Raw genomic sequence first — 15943 nt, forward strand, 5'->3', positions numbered from 1 at the left:
GCAAGCGTGCAGCGGCCGTGCCAAGCGAGTGATTGCCGGTTATTTATAGACAAATCCTTGGAACAGGGTGGCTGGAGGGATCAAAAGCGGTGCGGCGGTGGTTCAAGTTGGAACACAGGCCGCACGGTACATGCGGTTCGCTTGTGGGAGCGGCTCCTTCAGCAGGCAAGAGGCAATGCCAGGAACCGCAAGACCGCCGCGACAATCACTTCCGGCGCGTCTTCCTGGACCAGGTGTCCGGCACTTGGCACGGGCTGAAACAGCGCCCCGGGAATCATCCCGTGCAACGACCGGCCGCGCTCGATGGGGATCCATTGGTCATCTTCGCCCCACAGGATTTGCGTTGGGCAGCGCACCTTCGGATACAGGGCCTCGACCTCGCGCGTATAGCGCTCATCCATCTGGGCAATTTGCCGATAGAACGCCGCCTGGCCCGGCTCGCCAAGCCACGGCTTAACGTAGGGCGCCAACTCTGCCTCCGGAATGTCTCGCTTGATCGCGCCGCGGATATAAGTCGGCACGATAGCCCGCGGGATGTAATCGGGCAGGCCGCTGAACGCCGTTTCATGCTGGCGCACATGCTGGACAAAAGGTGAACCCCACGGTGACAGCGCCACCGGGTCGATCAGGGTCAGGCTGCGGTAATCCTTGCCATCGAGCAGATGCGTACGCAGTGCGGTAGCACCGCCGAAGTCATGGGCCACCACGTCTGGGCGCTCCAGGTTCCAGTATTCCAGCAACTGGGCGAGCAATTGGTTTTGTACGCCGAGGGAGACGTCGGCATCCGGCTGCGCGGATTGGCCATAACCCAGCAGGTCGAAGTAGTGCACCCGGTGCGTAGCAAAGAACAGCGGCGCGATCCGGTGCCATACATAAGAGGAGAACGGCGTGCCATGGACGAACACCAGCGGTGGGCCGTCGCCGTGGATGGCGTAGCGGATGGAATGTCCGTTGAAGTCGTAGACCTGATCCAGCGGCCAGTTGGTCATGCTTGATACTCCACTGAAAATGGCTCAGGGGATCAAGCATAGGCCAATGCGGTTCAGCAGGGAGACCCCCTTGTCACAGAAGGCTTGCCAGGGAACTGAGCCGGTTTTATTCGCCGTGGTAGATGCAGCCGCTGGTGCAAGTCTCGTGGATGCGAATGGCGCTGAGTTCCGGCAGCAGCGGCTTCAATTCATTCCAGATCCACTTGGCCAGGACTTCGCTGGTCGGGTTCTCCAGCCCAGGGATGTCGTTGAGGTAGTTGTGGTCCAGGCGCTCGTAGAGCGGCTTGAAGATCGCCTTGATTTCCGAGAAGTCGCGAATCCAGCCCGTGTGCGGATCGATGTCGCCGCTGAGGTGGATCGCCACCTTGAACGAGTGGCCATGCAGACGGCCGCACTTGTGGCCTTCGGGCACGTGGGGCAGGCGGTGGGCGGATTCGAAGGTGAATTCTTTGAAGATTTCCACAGGTTCAGGCTCTTTAAGGTAGCGGTCGCGAGGCAGGCGGCGGAGTTTATCAGGTTGATCCGTGTGATGCGCGAGCATGCTGACTAAAGGGTCAGCAAACGCTCGCCCAATCCACCGTTGGCCGTCAGCTCCAGGAACTCATCGCCGAGCCGGCGGCTTTCGTCCATCGCCGTGCGCCAGTATCTACGGCGGCTCGGGTCATCGCCCATGAAGCGCTTGAAATCGTTGCGATCCGGCAGTTTGCCGTAGGGCAGGCGGGCCAGGTATTCGCGCGACGGGGCGAGCAGCAGCACGTCCTGGAGGCGTTCGGCGCTGCCCTTGCGCCATGGCAAGCCTTTGTCGAACCAGCCAGGGATGACCCGGTCGGTGAAATGGGGATAGAGGACGATGCCCTCGCCGCTGTAGGGCAGGTCGAGGTGGTAGTCCAGCAAACCCCCGTCGCGGTAGGTGCCGGCACCGGCGCCGGGAAGGTCGCGCACGCCTTCCATCACCATCGGGATCGAGCCCGACGCCAGCAAGGCCTGGCGCAGGTTGTCGGCCACCAGGGGCACGAAGCGTGAAGGGAAGTCTGTCAGGGGATGCAGCGGTGGCGCCAGCCGTGGGTCGTGCACGATCAGCCGTTCGAAATGTCGCGACAGGCGCGCACGGCCTCGCAGGTTGTCGGCGATCACCGACGACAACCCGAGGCCCAGCCGGCCTCGGTGGTCTTGTGACAGCAGGCCGTGGCTCTTGACCACCATGATATTGAGCCGGTAATGGGGGTTGTCGAGGATCGTCAGGTCGCGACCTTCCAGCAGATCGTCCAGCATGCGCTGGGAGCTTTGGCTGACGCCGGCCATGGTCACGCCTTTGGCGAAACTCTGCTCGTTATACAAAGTGCCCAGGCGCCTGATGCCTTCGGCGGCGTTCGGCAAGCACGCGCTGGCAAAGCGCCAGGAGCCAACCGAGGCGCCGATCAGCGACCGTTCCCGAGGCGCCGCAGGGAGCCATTCGCCGAACAGGGCCAGGTCCAATCCCTGGATGCCCAAGGCTTTCGGGCCACCGGCGGCGCCGGGCAGGATGCCAACGTCGGCGGCGTTGAGGCCGGCCTCGCGGATTCGCTTGAAGGCACGGGGACCGGCCTTGAGGGTGAGGGCGGGGAATTTGATATGGATGGCAGTCATACCGGTCTCTAATACTGGCAAGCGGCTGATTATAGCGACACACGACGCGGTGGGAGCTCCCGCATTGATGTGGGTCCCATGATGGCAATTCAGTTTCAGTTAAGTTCACCCCGATACAGTTTCCGGTGATGATTATAAAAAGGAGAGAACCCGTGAACCGCCTGACTGCCTTTATTCTCGCGACGCTCATGGCTCTTGGCGCTGGCCTGGCGCAAGCGCGAGACCTCCATGATCACGAGATCAAAAAACTGCTGGACGCTGGTACCATTCAATCGCTTGAAAAGCTCAAGGCCGCTGCTCTGGCCACGCATCCCGGCTCTGAAGTGACCGATACCGAGCTGGAAGAGGAATACGGCAAGTACCGTTACAAGGTGGACCTGCGTGATGCCGATGGCATCGAGTGGGACCTGGAACTCGACGCCACTAGCGGCGAGGTGCTCAAGAATCATCAGGATACCTAATGAAGTTTAATCTACGCGCCCGCAGTCGCTGGGCGCTGGCGCTGCTGGCGTTCTGTTCGCTCGCCATGGCCCGGGACCTGGACCAGGACGAAGCCCTGCAGTTGCGCCAACAGGGCGTGATCCTGCCGCTGGAGCAACTGTTGCAACAAGCGCTGGACCGCCATCCTGGCGCCAAGCTGCTGGAGGCCGAGCTGGAGGAAAAGCACGGCGTCTATATTTATGAAGTCGAGCTGCTGGATACCGACGGCGTCGTGCGCGAACTGGACCTTGAGGCCGCAACCGGCCGTTTACTCAAAGATAAGGAAGACTGATGCGCCTGCTCTTGGTGGAAGACCACGTTCCCCTGGCCGACGAGCTGATGGCCGGGCTGGCCCGGCAGGGTTATGCGGTCGATTGGTTGGCCGATGGTCGTGATGCGGTGTATCAGGGCACCAGCGAGCCCTACGACCTGATCATCCTCGACCTCGGGTTGCCCGGGGTGCCGGGGCTCGAGGTATTGAAGCAATGGCGAGCCGGTGGCCTGGCCACGCCGGTGTTGATCCTCACCGCCCGCGGCTCTTGGGCCGAGCGCATCGAAGGGCTCAAGGCCGGGGCCGATGACTACCTGACCAAACCCTTTCATCCTGAAGAACTGCACCTGCGCATCCAGGCGCTGCTGCGTCGCTCCCACGGCCAGGCCAACCAACCGACGCTCCAGGCGGCCGGGTTGCACCTGGATGAAGGACGCCAGTGCGTGATTCGTGACGGCGCGGAGGTCCAACTGACCGCCGCCGAATTTCGCCTGTTGCGCTATTTCATGCTGCACCCCGAGCAAATCCTTTCCAAGAGTCATCTCGCCGAGCACCTGTACGACGGCGAAACCGAGCGTGATTCCAATGTGCTCGAAGTCCACGTCAACCACCTGCGGCGCAAGCTGGGGCGCAGCGTGATCGAAACCCGTCGCGGCCAGGGCTACCTGTTCGGCGGGCAGGCCCAGTGAGATCCATCCAGCGGCGCCTGAGCCTTGGGCTGATCGGTGTGATGGTCGTGGTCGGCCTCGTCCTGGCGCAGACCAGCCTGTGGTTGTTCGAGCTGGGCTTGCAGCGTTATCTGGAAGCGGGGCTGCGCAACGACAGCGAGAACCTGCTGGTGGCCCTGGTGCGCGGCCCGCAAGGTTTGCAGTTGGACGAGCGGCGCTTGTCGCCCGCCTATCTACGGCCGTTTTCGGGGCACTATTTCCGCATCGATTTCGCCGACGAGCATTGGCGCTCCCGCTCCCTGTGGGACCAGGAGCTGCCCCGGCTCGACCATCCGGGCCTGCACAGCAACCTGCAACTGGGCCCCGAAGGCCAGAGGCTGCTGGTACTGCGCACTGACTATCGGCGCCTGGGCCAGGCGATTTCCATCAGCGTGGCCCAGGACTACACGCCCGTGCGCGACAGTTTCCTGAGAATGCAGCAAGTAGGCCTGGGTCTTGGCCTGGCGGGGTTGCTGCTGATCCTTTTGCTCCAGCGCCTGACGGTACAACGCGCGTTGCGTCCGTTGGAAAAGGCCAGGGAGCAGATCGCCCAGTTGCAGCGCGGGCAGCGTTCGCAACTCGACGAACAAGTGCCCAGGGAACTGGAGCCGCTGGTGGCGCAGATCAATCATCTGTTGGCTCATACCGAAGACAGCCTCAAGCGTTCGCGCAATGCCCTGGGCAACCTGGGCCATGCGCTGAAGACCCCGCTGGCGGTGTTGCAAAGCCTGGCCTCGAACGAAAAGCTCGACCCTTATCCGCAATTGCGCAAGCTGCTGCTCGACCAGCTGGAACAGGTTCGCCACCGCCTGAACCGCGAGCTCAATCGCGCCCGGTTGTCGGGCGATGCCTTGCCCGGCGCACACCTGGATTGCGACGCCGAACTGCCGGGGCTGCTGGCAACGCTGAACATGATCCATGGCGAGCATCTGCACTTGGCTTACCTCGCGCCGCCTGGCTTGCAGCTGCCCTGGGATCGTGAGGATCTGCTGGAGCTGCTGGGCAACCTGCTGGACAACGCCTGCAAATGGGCCGACGCCGAAGTGCGCCTGACCATTGTCGAGACGGCCGACGGGTTCAGCCTGGCCGTGGAGGACGATGGCCCAGGCATTCCCGCGGAGCGGCGCGACCAGGTCTTCAGCCGGGGCACGCGGCTGGATGAGCAGACCGATGGCCACGGCCTTGGCCTGGGCATCGTGCGGGACATCGTCGACACCTGGGGCGGGATGCTGGCCTTGGATGACAGCGAGTGGGGCGGGTTGAAGGTCGTGATCGAATTGCCCAAGCGCTGATGTCCTGTGGGGGCGGGCTTGCTCGCGAAAGCGGTGTGCCAGCTAATAATGTCTGAGTGATACACCGCATTCGCGAGCAAGCCCGCTCTCTCAAGAGTGATGGCATTACCGCAAAACCCGCCGCGTGACCCTTGCAGCTTGCCGCCGCTTCCTGCAAAGTCGCGACCTTTTTGTCCGGTGGCTTTCCATCGCTGTGCTTTGAGGTAACGATGATAAATGCAGTAATTGCTGCGGTTGGCGTCATGCTGGTGCTCAGCCTGTCCCGCGTGCATGTGGTGATCGCGCTGATTGTCGGCGCGTTGGTGGGCGGCCTGACGGGCGGCCTGGGGATCGAGGCGACGCTCAAGGCGTTCAATGCCGGCCTGGGTGGCGGCGCGACGGTGGCGTTGTCCTACGCTCTGCTGGGCGCTTTCGCCGTGGCGATCGCCAAGTCCGGCATGGCCCACGCCCTGGCCGACAAAGCCCTGGCCATGGTCGACCGCCAGGACGCCGCCGGCGGCACAGGCGTCAAGTGGGTGCTGATCGGCCTGCTGGGTACCGTGGCCGTCGCATCGCAGAATATCCTGCCAATCCACATTGCCTTCATCCCGCTGCTGGTGCCGCCGCTTCTGTACGTGCTGACCAAACTGCAGTTGGACCGCCGCCTGATCGCCTGCGTGATGACCTTCGGCTTGATCACGCCCTACATGTTCCTGCCGGTGGGCTTCGGCAATATCTTCCTCAACGAGATCCTGCTGGCCAATGTCGCTCGCAGCGGTGTGGACGTCAGCGGCATCAACATCACCCACGCCATGGGTATTCCGGCGCTGGGCATGGTGTTTGGCCTGATCCTCTCGTTTATCACCTACCGAAAGAAACGCGTCTATGACCTGAAGAAAATCGCTCGCGCCGAGCAAGTGGCGGTGCGCTACAACCCGCTGAGCCTGTTGGTCGCGGGGTTGGCGATCGCGGCGGCGTTCGCCATCCAGCTGCTGCTTGATTCGATGATCATCGGTGCGCTGGCGGGCTTCCTGATCTTTTCGGTCTCGGGGGTGGTGCGTTGGCGCGAAACCGACGACCTGTTCACCGAAGGCATGAAGATGATGGCGATGATCGGCTTCATCATGATCGCGGCCTCGGGGTTTGCCGAGGTGATGAAGGCCACCGGTGAAGTCCAGAGCCTGGTGGAAGCCTCGGCGGCCTGGATCGGCCACAACAAGGGCGTCGGCGCGTTGTTGATGTTGCTGGTGGGGCTATTGGTGACGATGGGCATCGGCTCGTCGTTCTCCACGGTGCCGATCCTGGCGACTATCTTCGTGCCGCTGTGCCTGCAACTGGGTTTCAGCCCGCTGGCGATCGTCTGCATCGTCGGCACCGCGGGCGCCCTGGGCGACGCCGGCTCGCCCGCCTCGGACTCGACCCTCGGCCCGACCTCCGGCCTGAACATCGACGGCCAGCATCACCATATCTGGGACACCGTGGTCCCGACTTTCATCCACTACAACCTGCCGTTGCTGGCGTTTGGTTGGGTGGCGGCGATGGTGTTGTAAGGTCGACCAACAAGACTCAAGGACCGAGTCGCCCCCTTCGAATCCAGCAAGCATGCTGCTGACAGTTCGCGATAGCCGGTTAAACCTGTCCTACAGTTTTGCCGTGCCCTGCCGTTAACCCAGCTAACCACGCCAATAACACCTACAAGAGTGAACAGCATGCGCCTGAGCTTGAAGGCTAAAGTCCTGTCCCTTGCGATACTCCCGGTATTGCTGTCCGCTGTGATCATCAGCCTGACCACTGCGTTCATCTTGAAGGAACAGGCCAGCAAAGAAGTCCAGCAGACCCGCGAGCGCCTGCTCAGCGAAGCCAAGGCCACGCTGCAGAATTATGTCGCGGTCGGGCTGACAGCCATCAAGCCGCTCTACGATGCCGCCGCGCCAGGCGATAACGAAGCACGCGCCCAGGCGATCAAGCTCTTGTCGAATATCAGCTACGGCAAGGACGGCTATTTCTTCGGCTATGACTCCGAGACCATTCGTCTGTTCAAGGCCAACAGCCCCGATGGCGTGGGCAAAAGCTTCAAGGACAACCGCGACCCGAACGGTGTCTACGTCAACCGTGACTTGGTGAAAGTCGCCAAGGACGGCACGCATTACCTCGAATACAGTTCGCCACTGCCCGGCAGCAAGGACCTGGTGCCCAAGCTCGGCTACACCGAATACCTGCCCAAATGGGATCTGGCGGTAGGCAGTTCGGTCAACCTGGACGGTATCGAAGCCCAGGTGGCGTTGGTGGAAGCCAAGGTCCACGACCGCCTGCAAGGTGTGATCCTGAGCATCGTCGGGATCGCCGCCGTCGTGTTGCTGGTGATTGCAGTCGTGGGCCTGGTGCTCGCCAATACCATCCTGCGTCCTTTGCACCTGATGAAGGACAACCTTGACGACATCGCGGCGGGCGAGGGCGACCTGACCCGGCGCCTGGCGATCACCAGCCAGGATGAACTGGGCCAGTTGGCCGGTTCGTTCAACCGTTTCGTCGACAAGATCCACGGCCTGGTCCGGCAGATCACTGACATGACCTCGCAATTGACCGGCCTGGTGACGCAAGTTTCCGAGCAGGCCCAGCGCTCCGAGCAGGCGATGGAGCGTCAGCGCCACGAAACCGACCAGGTCGCCACCGCGATCAACGAGATGTCGTCCGCCGCCCAGGAAGTCGCCCGCAGTGCCCAGGGCGCTGCCGTCGCGGCCCAGCAGACCGACGAAGAAGGGCAGTCGGCCAAGCGCGTGGTGGCCGGCAGCATCCAGCAGATTCATGCATTGGTGAACGATATCCGCAGCAGCGGCGTGTCCCTGGACAGCCTGCAACAGGACGTCGCTTCGATTGTCAGTGTGCTCGGGGTGATTCGTTCCATCGCCGAGCAGACCAACTTGCTGGCCCTGAACGCTGCCATCGAGGCCGCACGTGCCGGTGAGGCGGGGCGTGGGTTTGCGGTGGTGGCCGATGAAGTCCGCGCCCTTGCCAGTCGGACCCAGCAAAGCACCCAGGAAATACAGGGCATGATCGATCGCCTGCAATCGGGTACTCATGCGGCGGTGGAGGCGATGCGCCGTTCCAGTGAGGCCGGCGATGGCACTTCGGAGCGGGCCAACGAGGCCGGCGCGTCACTGGACACCATGGCGCAGTTGATTGGCACCATCAACTCGATGAACGCCCAGATCGCCAGCGCGGCCGAGGAACAAACCGCCGTGGCCGAAGAAATCAACCGCAGCGTGCATCAGATTGCCGTGGCCGTGGACAGCGTTGCCGACGAAACCCAACGCGGCGCCCAGACCTCCCGCAGCCTGGCCGACCTGGGCCAGCGCCTGGGCCAATTGGTGGGGCAGTTCCGGATCTGATCCGGGCAAGTCGTTCCGCCAACTTAAGTCGAGCGCTGTTGTGGCGAGGGGATTTATCCCCTCGCCACAATGATCAGGCAGCCAACTCCCGCACATCCCGCATCAACAACCCAAACCGCAAATCCACCGCATCCGGAATCGGCACATACACCACGTGCCCGTCTCCCGGTGCGACGTCGATGCCTTGGCCCTTGACGTTCTGCAACTGATGCAGGTCGAAGTGGAAGTTGCCCTTGGGCGTCATCAGCTCCATGTGATCCCCCAGGCCGAAGCGATTCTTCACCCGTACTTCGGCCATGCGCTCACGGCGGGCGCCGGTCAGTTCGCCGACGAACTGCTGGCGCTCCGACACCGAGCTGCCGTTCTGGTAGTTCTGATATTCATCGTGCACATGGCGACGCAGGAAACCTTCGGTGTACCCGCGTTGGGCGAGGGATTCGAGGTCGGTCATGAGGCTGCGGTCGAACTCACGGCCAGTCATCGCGTCATCGATGGCGCGGCGATATACCTGGGTGGTGCGCGCGCAATAGAAGTGCGACTTGGTCCGGCCTTCGATCTTCAGCGAATGTACGCCCATGCGAGTCAGGCGTTCCACATGCTGCACGGCTCGCAAGTCCTTGGCATTCATGATGTAGGTGCCGTGCTCGTCCTCGAAGGCCGGCATGGATTCGTCCGGGCGGTTGGCCTCTTGCAGCAGGAACACTTGGTCGGTCGGCGCGCCGAGGCCCAGGGTCGGTTCCGGCTGATACACCTGGACGATGTCGCCCACGGTATTTTCCACTGCCGGTTGCGCCGAATATTTCCAGCGGCAGGCGTTGGTGCAACTGCCCTGGTTGGCATCGCGCCGGTTCAGGTAGCCCGACAGCAGGCAGCGTCCGGAATAGGCCATGCACAGCGCGCCGTGGACAAACACCTCCAGCTCCATGGCCGGCACCTGCTGGCGAATCTCGGCAATTTCCTCCAGCGACAACTCGCGAGAGAGGATGATCCGGCTCAGGCCCTGCTGTTGCCAGAACTCGACGCTGGCCCAGTTCACCGTGTTGGCCTGCACCGACAGATGGATCGGCATCTGTGGGAAATGCCGGCGAACCAGCATGATCAGCCCCGGGTCGGACATGATCAGTGCGTCCGGGCCCATCGCGATCACCGGTTCGAGATCCTTGAGGAAGGTGCGTAGCTTGGCGTTGTGCGGGGCGATGTTCACCACCACATAGAAGCGCTTGCCCAGGCTTTGGGCTTCATGAATGCCCAAGGCCAGGTTGGCGTGGTCGAATTCATTGTTGCGCACTCGCAAGCTGTAGCGCGGTTGGCCGGCATAGACCGCATCGGCGCCGTAGGCGAAGGCGTAGCGCATGTTTTTCAGGGTGCCGGCAGGGGCGAGCAGTTCGGGGGCTACGAGGTGCATGGTGGCGTCGGACCGCAAAAAGCGGCGAGGGTAGGCCATGGCCGGCCCGGTGGTATTGATCTGGATCAAGGCTGCGCAACAGACGCGACGGCACTCCGGCGAATCCTGGCGGACTAATGTTTATCTGCCAAGGAATGGAAAGCCAATGAACCGCAAGAACCTCCAAAACAAGTCGCAGATGTTGTTGCTGATCCTGGTCAGCATCGCCTTCGTCTGGATCCTGCTGCCGTTCTACGGGGCAGTGTTCTGGGCCGTTATCCTCGGCATCGTCTTCGCGCCACTGCAGCGGCGCCTGCAATTGAAGCTCAACTGGCCGCGCAACCTCACGACGCTATTGACCCTGACCACTTGCATGCTGATTGCTATCTTGCCGGTGATCGTCATCAGCACCTTGCTGGTCCAGGAAGGTGCGGCCCTCTACAAGAGCCTGGAAAGCGGCGAGCTGGACGTTGCTGATTACCTGGCGCGCTTCAAGGACGCATTGCCACCGTACTTCCAGCACCTGCTGGACCGTTTCGGCCTGGGCAACCTGAACGGGCTGCGGGACAAGATCGTCAAGAGCGCGATGCAGGGCAGCGAGTTCTTCGCCACCCAGGCGTTCAGTTTCGGCCAGGGCACGTTCCAATTCCTGGTGAGTTTTTTCGTGATGCTCTACCTGCTGTTCTTTTTCCTGCGCGACGGGCCGGAACTGGTACGCAAGGTGCGCTCGGCGGTGCCGCTGGCCGAGCACCAGAAGCGCCGCCTGCAATTGAAATTCAACCGCGTGGTGCGGGCGACGGTGAAGGGCAACCTGCTGGTCGCGATCACCCAAGGCGCGTTAGGCGGCTTGATCTTCTGGGTGCTCGGCATCCCGACGGTGTTGCCTTGGGCGGTGCTGATGGCGTTCCTGTCGCTGTTGCCGGCCGTGGGGGCGGGCATCGTCTGGGCGCCGGTGGCGGTGTATTTCCTGTTGTCCGGGGCGATCTGGCAGGGCGTGGTGCTGACGCTGTTCGGCGTATTCGTGATTGGCCTGGTGGACAACTTCTTGCGGCCGATCCTGGTGGGCAAGGACACCAAGATGCCGGACTACATGGTCCTGGTCTCGACGCTGGGCGGGTTGGCGGTGTTCGGCCTGAATGGCTTCGTCATCGGCCCGCTGATCGCCGCACTGTTCATGTCGTGCTGGGCGCTGTTCGTCGAAAACACGCCTCGGGTGCAGTTGCCCTAGGCGCGCAGGAGGTAGGGGCCGATACGTTGCGACATGGCCTGGGCGGCGGGCAGTGAAGTCAGCGGGCCGCTGACGGTCACGCCGTCCTGCACCAGATACCAGCAAGCCAACAGGCCACGCTCCCTGAGTGGGGCGGGAACGGCGCTGCCAACGACAGACATGATTTGAACCTTGGGCATGGGAAACCTCCATCAATCGATGGGGTTACCTTACGTTTCATGCGGGATGGAGAAAAATCAACGGTCTCAATAGTAGGAATCGATGCCGCTCAATCGACCACCAAGTCGAGCATGTGCACCACTTCCTGCTCGCTGAGCAGGCCCTTGCGAACCAGGTTTTCCGCGAGCAAGGAAAGGAACTTGGCGCTGCGGTGGCCTTCCAGGTGCTTGAGTTCGGTCAGCGCGTTGTACACCTTGCTGGAGGTGCACAGGCCGACGATGCGGTGAGGGTTTTGTGTGGGCATGGCTTCGTCCTTGTTGTTATGAAGCTGCTGTGGCGGACAGGGGCAGTTTGGGGCACTGCCATGACGCTGGCGTGACAGCTGGGCTTTTCGGAAAAAGGAAAGCAGGATTCAGACCATAATGCCGGGTTGGCGCCAAATTATTGTTCTGGTAGCGACCTCAGGTACGCGGTCCGCGGCCACAGGCGGTCACTCACGTCGAAAAGCGCCCACGAAAAAGCCCCAGGACCTTTCGATTCAGGGGCTTTGTCTTTTGCTGTCTGGCTCCACGACCTGGACTCGAACCAGGGACCCAGTGATTAACAGTCACTTGCTCTACCAACTGAGCTATCGCGGAATGGCGCGTATGTTACTGATTGGAAAAGAGAAGTCAAGCTTGAGTAGATCGCTGGAAGAGCTTTTTGTGGAGGTGACATCCAAGTATCACATGTTACTGCTTCACACAGCTCTCGCAGGATCACTATCTGTTGTGGCGAGGGGCATAAATTCCCTTGCCACAAGGGCTCCCGAAAAAAATGGGAGACCAAGGCCTCCCATTTTTCAAACCATCGAGGCTCAGATTACCTGGACGATGGCCTTGGTCACCGCTTCGATGTTGTTCTGATTCAGTGCGGCCACGCAGATGCGGCCGGTGTCCAAGGCATAGATGCCGAATTCGTTGCGCAGGCGTGTCACTTGTTCAACGGTCAGGCCGGAGTAGGAGAACATCCCGCTCTGGCGTGCGACGAAGCTGAAGTCGTGCTGCGGGGCGGCCTTGGCCAGCATGTCCACCATCTGGTCGCGCATGCCACGAATACGCAGGCGCATCTCGGCCAGTTCTTCTTCCCATTGGGCCCGCAGCTCTGGGCTGTTGAGCACGGCCGCGACGATGCTGGCGCCGTGGGTCGGCGGGTTGGAGTAGTTGGTGCGGATCACGCGCTTGACCTGGGACAGCACGCGGGCACTTTCTTCCTTCGACTCGCTGACGATCGACAGGGCGCCAACACGCTCACCGTACAGGGAGAACGACTTGGAGAACGAACTGGAGGCGAAGAAGGTCAGGCCCGACTCGGCGAACAGGCGCACGGCTGCGGCGTCTTCATCGATGCCTTTGCCGAAGCCCTGGTAAGCCATGTCCAGGAAAGGCACGTGGTTCTTGGCCTTGACCACGGCCAGGACGTTTTTCCAGTCTTCCGGGCTCAGGTCCACGCCGGTCGGGTTATGGCAGCAGGCGTGCAGCACGACGATCGAGCGGTCGGGCAGGGCGTTGAGATCTTCCAGCAGGCCGCTGCGGTTCACGTCGTGGGTGGCGGCGTCGTAATAGCGATAGTTCTGCACCGGGAAGCCGGCGGTTTCGAACAGCGCACGGTGGTTTTCCCAGCTCGGGTCGCTGATGGCCACGACTGCGTCAGGCAGCAGTTGCTTGAGGAAGTCGGCGCCGATCTTCAGCGCGCCGGTGCCGCCCACCGCCTGCGTGGTGATGACGCGGCCGGAAGCGATCAGCGGGGAGTCCTTGCCGAACAACAGGGTCTGGACTGCCTGGTCGTACGCGGCGATGCCGTCGATCGGCAGGTAGCCACGGGAAACGTGCTGAGCCACGCGAATCGTCTCGGCTTCAACCACGGCGCGCAGCAATGGAATGCGCCCTTCTTCGTTGCAGTAAACACCTACGCCCAAGTTGACCTTATTGGTACGGGTGTCGGCATTGAAAGCTTCGTTGAGGCCCAGGATGGGGTCGCGTGGTGCCAATTCGACAGCGGAAAACAGGCTCATTAGTGCGCGGCTCTGAATGGAGAGTGAGGGGACGTGTCGCGCTCCAGTCGGATGCACTAGAGCGGTGCACAAACGGGGAGCTAGTATAGAGGCCATCACCGAACACGGCGACAGGCTATTCGGTGTTTACGGTAAGTATTTTCGATTTTTTTTCGACCGTTAGTCTCTTCGCAGCGTCAAAGCCTGCAAGGCGTGTAGGACGTTCGTCTTGAAAGCGAAGGCATTCACCTCCACATTGTATGAAGTCCAGCTTTTTCATCGGGCGACGTCAGTCGTTTCGGTCTTTCTCGTTCCCGTCGCCTGGCCGACAGGAGTGAACCCAGGGGTTATGTTATGTCTGAATTCCAGCTAGTCACCCGCTTCCAGCCCGCCGGCGATCAGCCGGAAGCCATCCGGCTGATGGTCGAAGGCATCGAGGCCGGTCTGGCGCACCAGACGTTGCTGGGCGTGACCGGTTCGGGCAAGACCTTCAGCATCGCCAACGTGATCGCCCAGGTGCAGCGCCCGACCTTGGTGCTGGCGCCGAACAAGACGCTGGCGGCGCAGTTGTACGGCGAATTCAAGGCGTTTTTCCCGAACAACGCGGTGGAGTACTTCGTTTCCTACTACGACTATTACCAGCCCGAGGCCTACGTTCCGTCGTCGGACACCTTCATCGAGAAGGACGCCTCGATCAACGACCACATCGAACAGATGCGGCTGTCGGCGACCAAGGCGTTGCTTGAGCGCAAGGACGCGATCATCGTTACCACGGTGTCATGCATCTACGGCTTGGGCAGCCCGGAAACCTACCTGAAGATGGTGTTGCATGTGGACCGTGGCGACAAACTCGACCAGCGTGCCTTGCTCCGGCGGCTGGCGGATTTGCAATACACCCGCAACGACATGGATTTCGCCCGGGCGACGTTCCGGGTGCGCGGTGATGTGATCGACATCTACCCGGCAGAATCGGACCTGGAAGCGATTCGCATCGAGTTGTTCGACGATGAAGTGGAGAGCATTTCGGCGTTCGACCCGCTGACTGGCGAGGTGATCCGCAAGTTGCCACGCTTCACGTTCTACCCCAAGAGCCACTACGTGACGCCACGGGAAACCCTGCTGGATGCCATCGAAGGGATCAAGGCCGAGCTGCAAGAACGCCTGGAATACCTGCGTTCGAACAACAAGCTGGTGGAAGCCCAGCGCCTGGAGCAGCGCACCCGCTTTGACCTGGAGATGATCCTGGAGCTGGGCTACTGCAACGGTATCGAGAACTACTCGCGCTACCTGTCGGGGCGCCCGGCGGGTGCGCCGCCGCCCACCTTGTATGACTACCTACCAGCCGATGCCTTGCTGGTGATCGACGAGTCCCACGTCAGCGTTCCGCAGGTTGGCGCCATGTACAAAGGCGACCGTTCGCGCAAGGAAACCTTGGTGGAATACGGTTTCCGCCTGCCTTCGGCCTTGGACAACCGGCCGATGCGCTTCGACGAATGGGAAAGCGTGAGCCCGCAGACGATCTTCGTCTCGGCCACCCCGGGCAACTACGAGGCCGAGCATGCCGGCCGCGTGGTGGAGCAAGTGGTGCGGCCGACGGGCCTGGTGGACCCGCAAGTGGAGGTGCGTCCGGCGCTGACCCAGGTCGATGACCTGCTGTCGGAAATCACCAAGCGCGTGGCGCTGGAGGAGCGGGTGCTGGTCACCACGCTGACCAAGCGCATGGCCGAAGACCTCACCGACTATCTGGCCGACCACGGCGTGCGGGTGCGTTACCTGCACTCGGACATCGACACGGTGGAGCGGGTCGAGATCATCCGCGACCTGCGCCTGGGCACCTTCGACGTGTTGGTGGGCATCAACCTGCTGCGTGAAGGCCTGGACATGCCCGAGGTGTCGCTGGTGGCGATCCTCGACGCCGACAAGGAAGGTTTCCTGCGTTCCGAGCGCTCATTGATCCAGACCATCGGTCGCGCGGCCCGTAACCTCAATGGTCGGGCAATTCTTTATGCCGATCGCATCACCGGCTCCATGGAGCGGGCCATCGGCGAGACCGAGCGCCGCCGCGACAAGCAGATCGCCTTCAACCTGGCCAATGGCATTACGCCAAAAGGGGTGTTCAAGGACGTCGCCGATATCATGGAAGGCGCCACCGTGCCTGGCTCGCGCAGTAAGAAGCGCAAAGGCATGGCCAAGGCCGCCGAAGAGAGCGCCCGCTACGAGGCCGAACTGCGCTCGCCGAGCGAAATCACCAAGCGGATCCGGCAGTTGGAAGAGAAGATGTACCAATTGGCCCGGGACCTGGAGTTCGAGGCAGCGGCGCAGTTGCGTGATGAGATTGGCAAGTTGCGGGAGCGGTTGTTGGCTGTCTGAGCATTGAGGTGTCCTCATAGCCCCATTCGCGAGCCTG

General features: G+C 61.9%; 15 protein-coding genes, 1 tRNA gene and 1 pseudogene. 9 read left to right on the forward strand and 8 right to left on the reverse strand.

Going from position 1 to position 15943, the window contains the following annotated elements:
• Nucleotides 1-158: 158 nt before the first annotated feature.
• The 3 genes from VQ575_RS08795 to VQ575_RS08805 form a co-directional block, all read right to left on the reverse strand.
• Nucleotides 159-989, reverse strand: coding sequence for an alpha/beta fold hydrolase (locus VQ575_RS08795; protein WP_325919478.1), 831 nt, complete (start codon nt 987-989; stop codon nt 159-161).
• 106 nt (nt 990-1095) lie between these two features.
• Entirely contained in the window at nt 1096-1452 is a 357-nt protein-coding gene (gene queD, locus VQ575_RS08800) for a 6-carboxytetrahydropterin synthase QueD (RefSeq protein WP_025212792.1), read from the reverse strand.
• Between the two features lie 83 nt (nt 1453-1535).
• On the reverse strand, nt 1536-2615 hold the full coding sequence (locus VQ575_RS08805) for a patatin-like phospholipase family protein (protein ID WP_039593957.1): 1080 nt from the start codon (nt 2613-2615) through the stop codon (nt 1536-1538).
• A gap of 152 nt (nt 2616-2767) precedes the next feature.
• On the opposite strand from VQ575_RS08805, the gene VQ575_RS08810 reads away from it, so the two are divergent.
• From VQ575_RS08810 to VQ575_RS27185, 7 genes and pseudogenes are all read left to right on the forward strand, one after another.
• The gene (locus tag VQ575_RS08810; RefSeq protein WP_152668469.1) at nt 2768-3076 is read left to right on the forward strand and encodes a PepSY domain-containing protein; all 309 of its coding nucleotides are present in this window, start codon (nt 2768-2770) and stop codon (nt 3074-3076) included.
• Complete coding sequence (locus tag VQ575_RS08815; protein ID WP_039593956.1) at nt 3076-3387, forward strand: PepSY domain-containing protein; 312 nt, start codon at nt 3076-3078, stop codon at nt 3385-3387. The genes VQ575_RS08810 and VQ575_RS08815 overlap by 1 nt, the downstream gene beginning before the upstream one ends.
• Nucleotides 3387-4055 carry a response regulator transcription factor gene (locus VQ575_RS08820; RefSeq protein ID WP_039593955.1) on the forward strand — a complete coding sequence of 223 codons (669 nt, stop codon included), beginning with the start codon at nt 3387-3389 and terminating at the stop codon, nt 4053-4055. Before VQ575_RS08815 ends, VQ575_RS08820 begins: the two co-directional genes overlap by 1 nt.
• On the forward strand, nt 4052-5365 hold the full coding sequence (locus VQ575_RS08825) for a sensor histidine kinase (protein ID WP_039593954.1): 1314 nt from the start codon (nt 4052-4054) through the stop codon (nt 5363-5365). The genes VQ575_RS08820 and VQ575_RS08825 overlap by 4 nt, the downstream gene beginning before the upstream one ends.
• Before the next feature lie 212 nt (nt 5366-5577).
• Nucleotides 5578-6894, forward strand: a complete 1317-nt coding sequence (locus VQ575_RS08830) for a Na+/H+ antiporter family protein (RefSeq protein WP_196304764.1) — start codon at nt 5578-5580, stop codon at nt 6892-6894.
• Nucleotides 6895-7053: 159 nt separating this feature from the next.
• A pseudogene (locus VQ575_RS27180) lies at nt 7054-7875 on the forward strand (cache domain-containing protein); the annotation flags it as partial.
• A gap of 102 nt (nt 7876-7977) precedes the next feature.
• Nucleotides 7978-8733 carry a methyl-accepting chemotaxis protein gene (locus tag VQ575_RS27185; protein WP_411829968.1) on the forward strand — a complete coding sequence of 252 codons (756 nt, stop codon included), beginning with the start codon at nt 7978-7980 and terminating at the stop codon, nt 8731-8733.
• Nucleotides 8734-8806: 73 nt separating this feature from the next.
• Here the strand turns inward: VQ575_RS27185 and trhP are convergent, their stop codons facing one another.
• Nucleotides 8807-10138 carry a prephenate-dependent tRNA uridine(34) hydroxylase TrhP gene (gene trhP, locus VQ575_RS08840; protein ID WP_039593991.1) on the reverse strand — a complete coding sequence of 444 codons (1332 nt, stop codon included), beginning with the start codon at nt 10136-10138 and terminating at the stop codon, nt 8807-8809.
• A 145-nt stretch (nt 10139-10283) separates the two neighbouring features.
• Between trhP and VQ575_RS08845 the strand changes: the two genes are divergently transcribed.
• On the forward strand, nt 10284-11345 hold the full coding sequence (locus tag VQ575_RS08845; RefSeq protein WP_039593951.1) for an AI-2E family transporter: 1062 nt from the start codon (nt 10284-10286) through the stop codon (nt 11343-11345).
• Here VQ575_RS08845 and VQ575_RS08850 read toward each other — a convergent pair.
• The 4 genes from VQ575_RS08850 to VQ575_RS08865 all read right to left on the reverse strand — a co-directional run bounded on the left by VQ575_RS08850 (nt 11342) and on the right by VQ575_RS08865 (nt 13557).
• Complete coding sequence (locus tag VQ575_RS08850; protein WP_030142043.1) at nt 11342-11524, reverse strand: hypothetical protein; 183 nt, start codon at nt 11522-11524, stop codon at nt 11342-11344. The two genes, VQ575_RS08845 and VQ575_RS08850, sit on opposite strands and share 4 nt — an antisense overlap.
• Nucleotides 11525-11613: 89 nt before the next feature.
• A complete protein-coding gene (locus tag VQ575_RS08855) occupies nt 11614-11808 on the reverse strand; it encodes a hypothetical protein (protein WP_039593950.1) in 195 nt (64 codons plus the stop codon).
• A gap of 258 nt (nt 11809-12066) precedes the next feature.
• Nucleotides 12067-12142: transfer RNA gene (locus tag VQ575_RS08860), tRNA-Asn, on the reverse strand.
• A 218-nt stretch (nt 12143-12360) separates the two neighbouring features.
• Nucleotides 12361-13557 carry an amino acid aminotransferase gene (locus tag VQ575_RS08865; protein WP_045155554.1) on the reverse strand — a complete coding sequence of 399 codons (1197 nt, stop codon included), beginning with the start codon at nt 13555-13557 and terminating at the stop codon, nt 12361-12363.
• Between the two features lie 333 nt (nt 13558-13890).
• Between VQ575_RS08865 and uvrB the strand changes: the two genes are divergently transcribed.
• On the forward strand, nt 13891-15906 hold the full coding sequence (gene uvrB / locus VQ575_RS08870) for an excinuclease ABC subunit UvrB (RefSeq protein WP_039593948.1): 2016 nt from the start codon (nt 13891-13893) through the stop codon (nt 15904-15906).
• Nucleotides 15907-15943 lie beyond the last annotated feature (37 nt).

The organism is Pseudomonas frederiksbergensis (genome assembly GCF_035751725.1).
Taxonomy (GTDB): Bacteria; Pseudomonadota; Gammaproteobacteria; order Pseudomonadales; family Pseudomonadaceae; genus Aquipseudomonas; species Aquipseudomonas frederiksbergensis_A.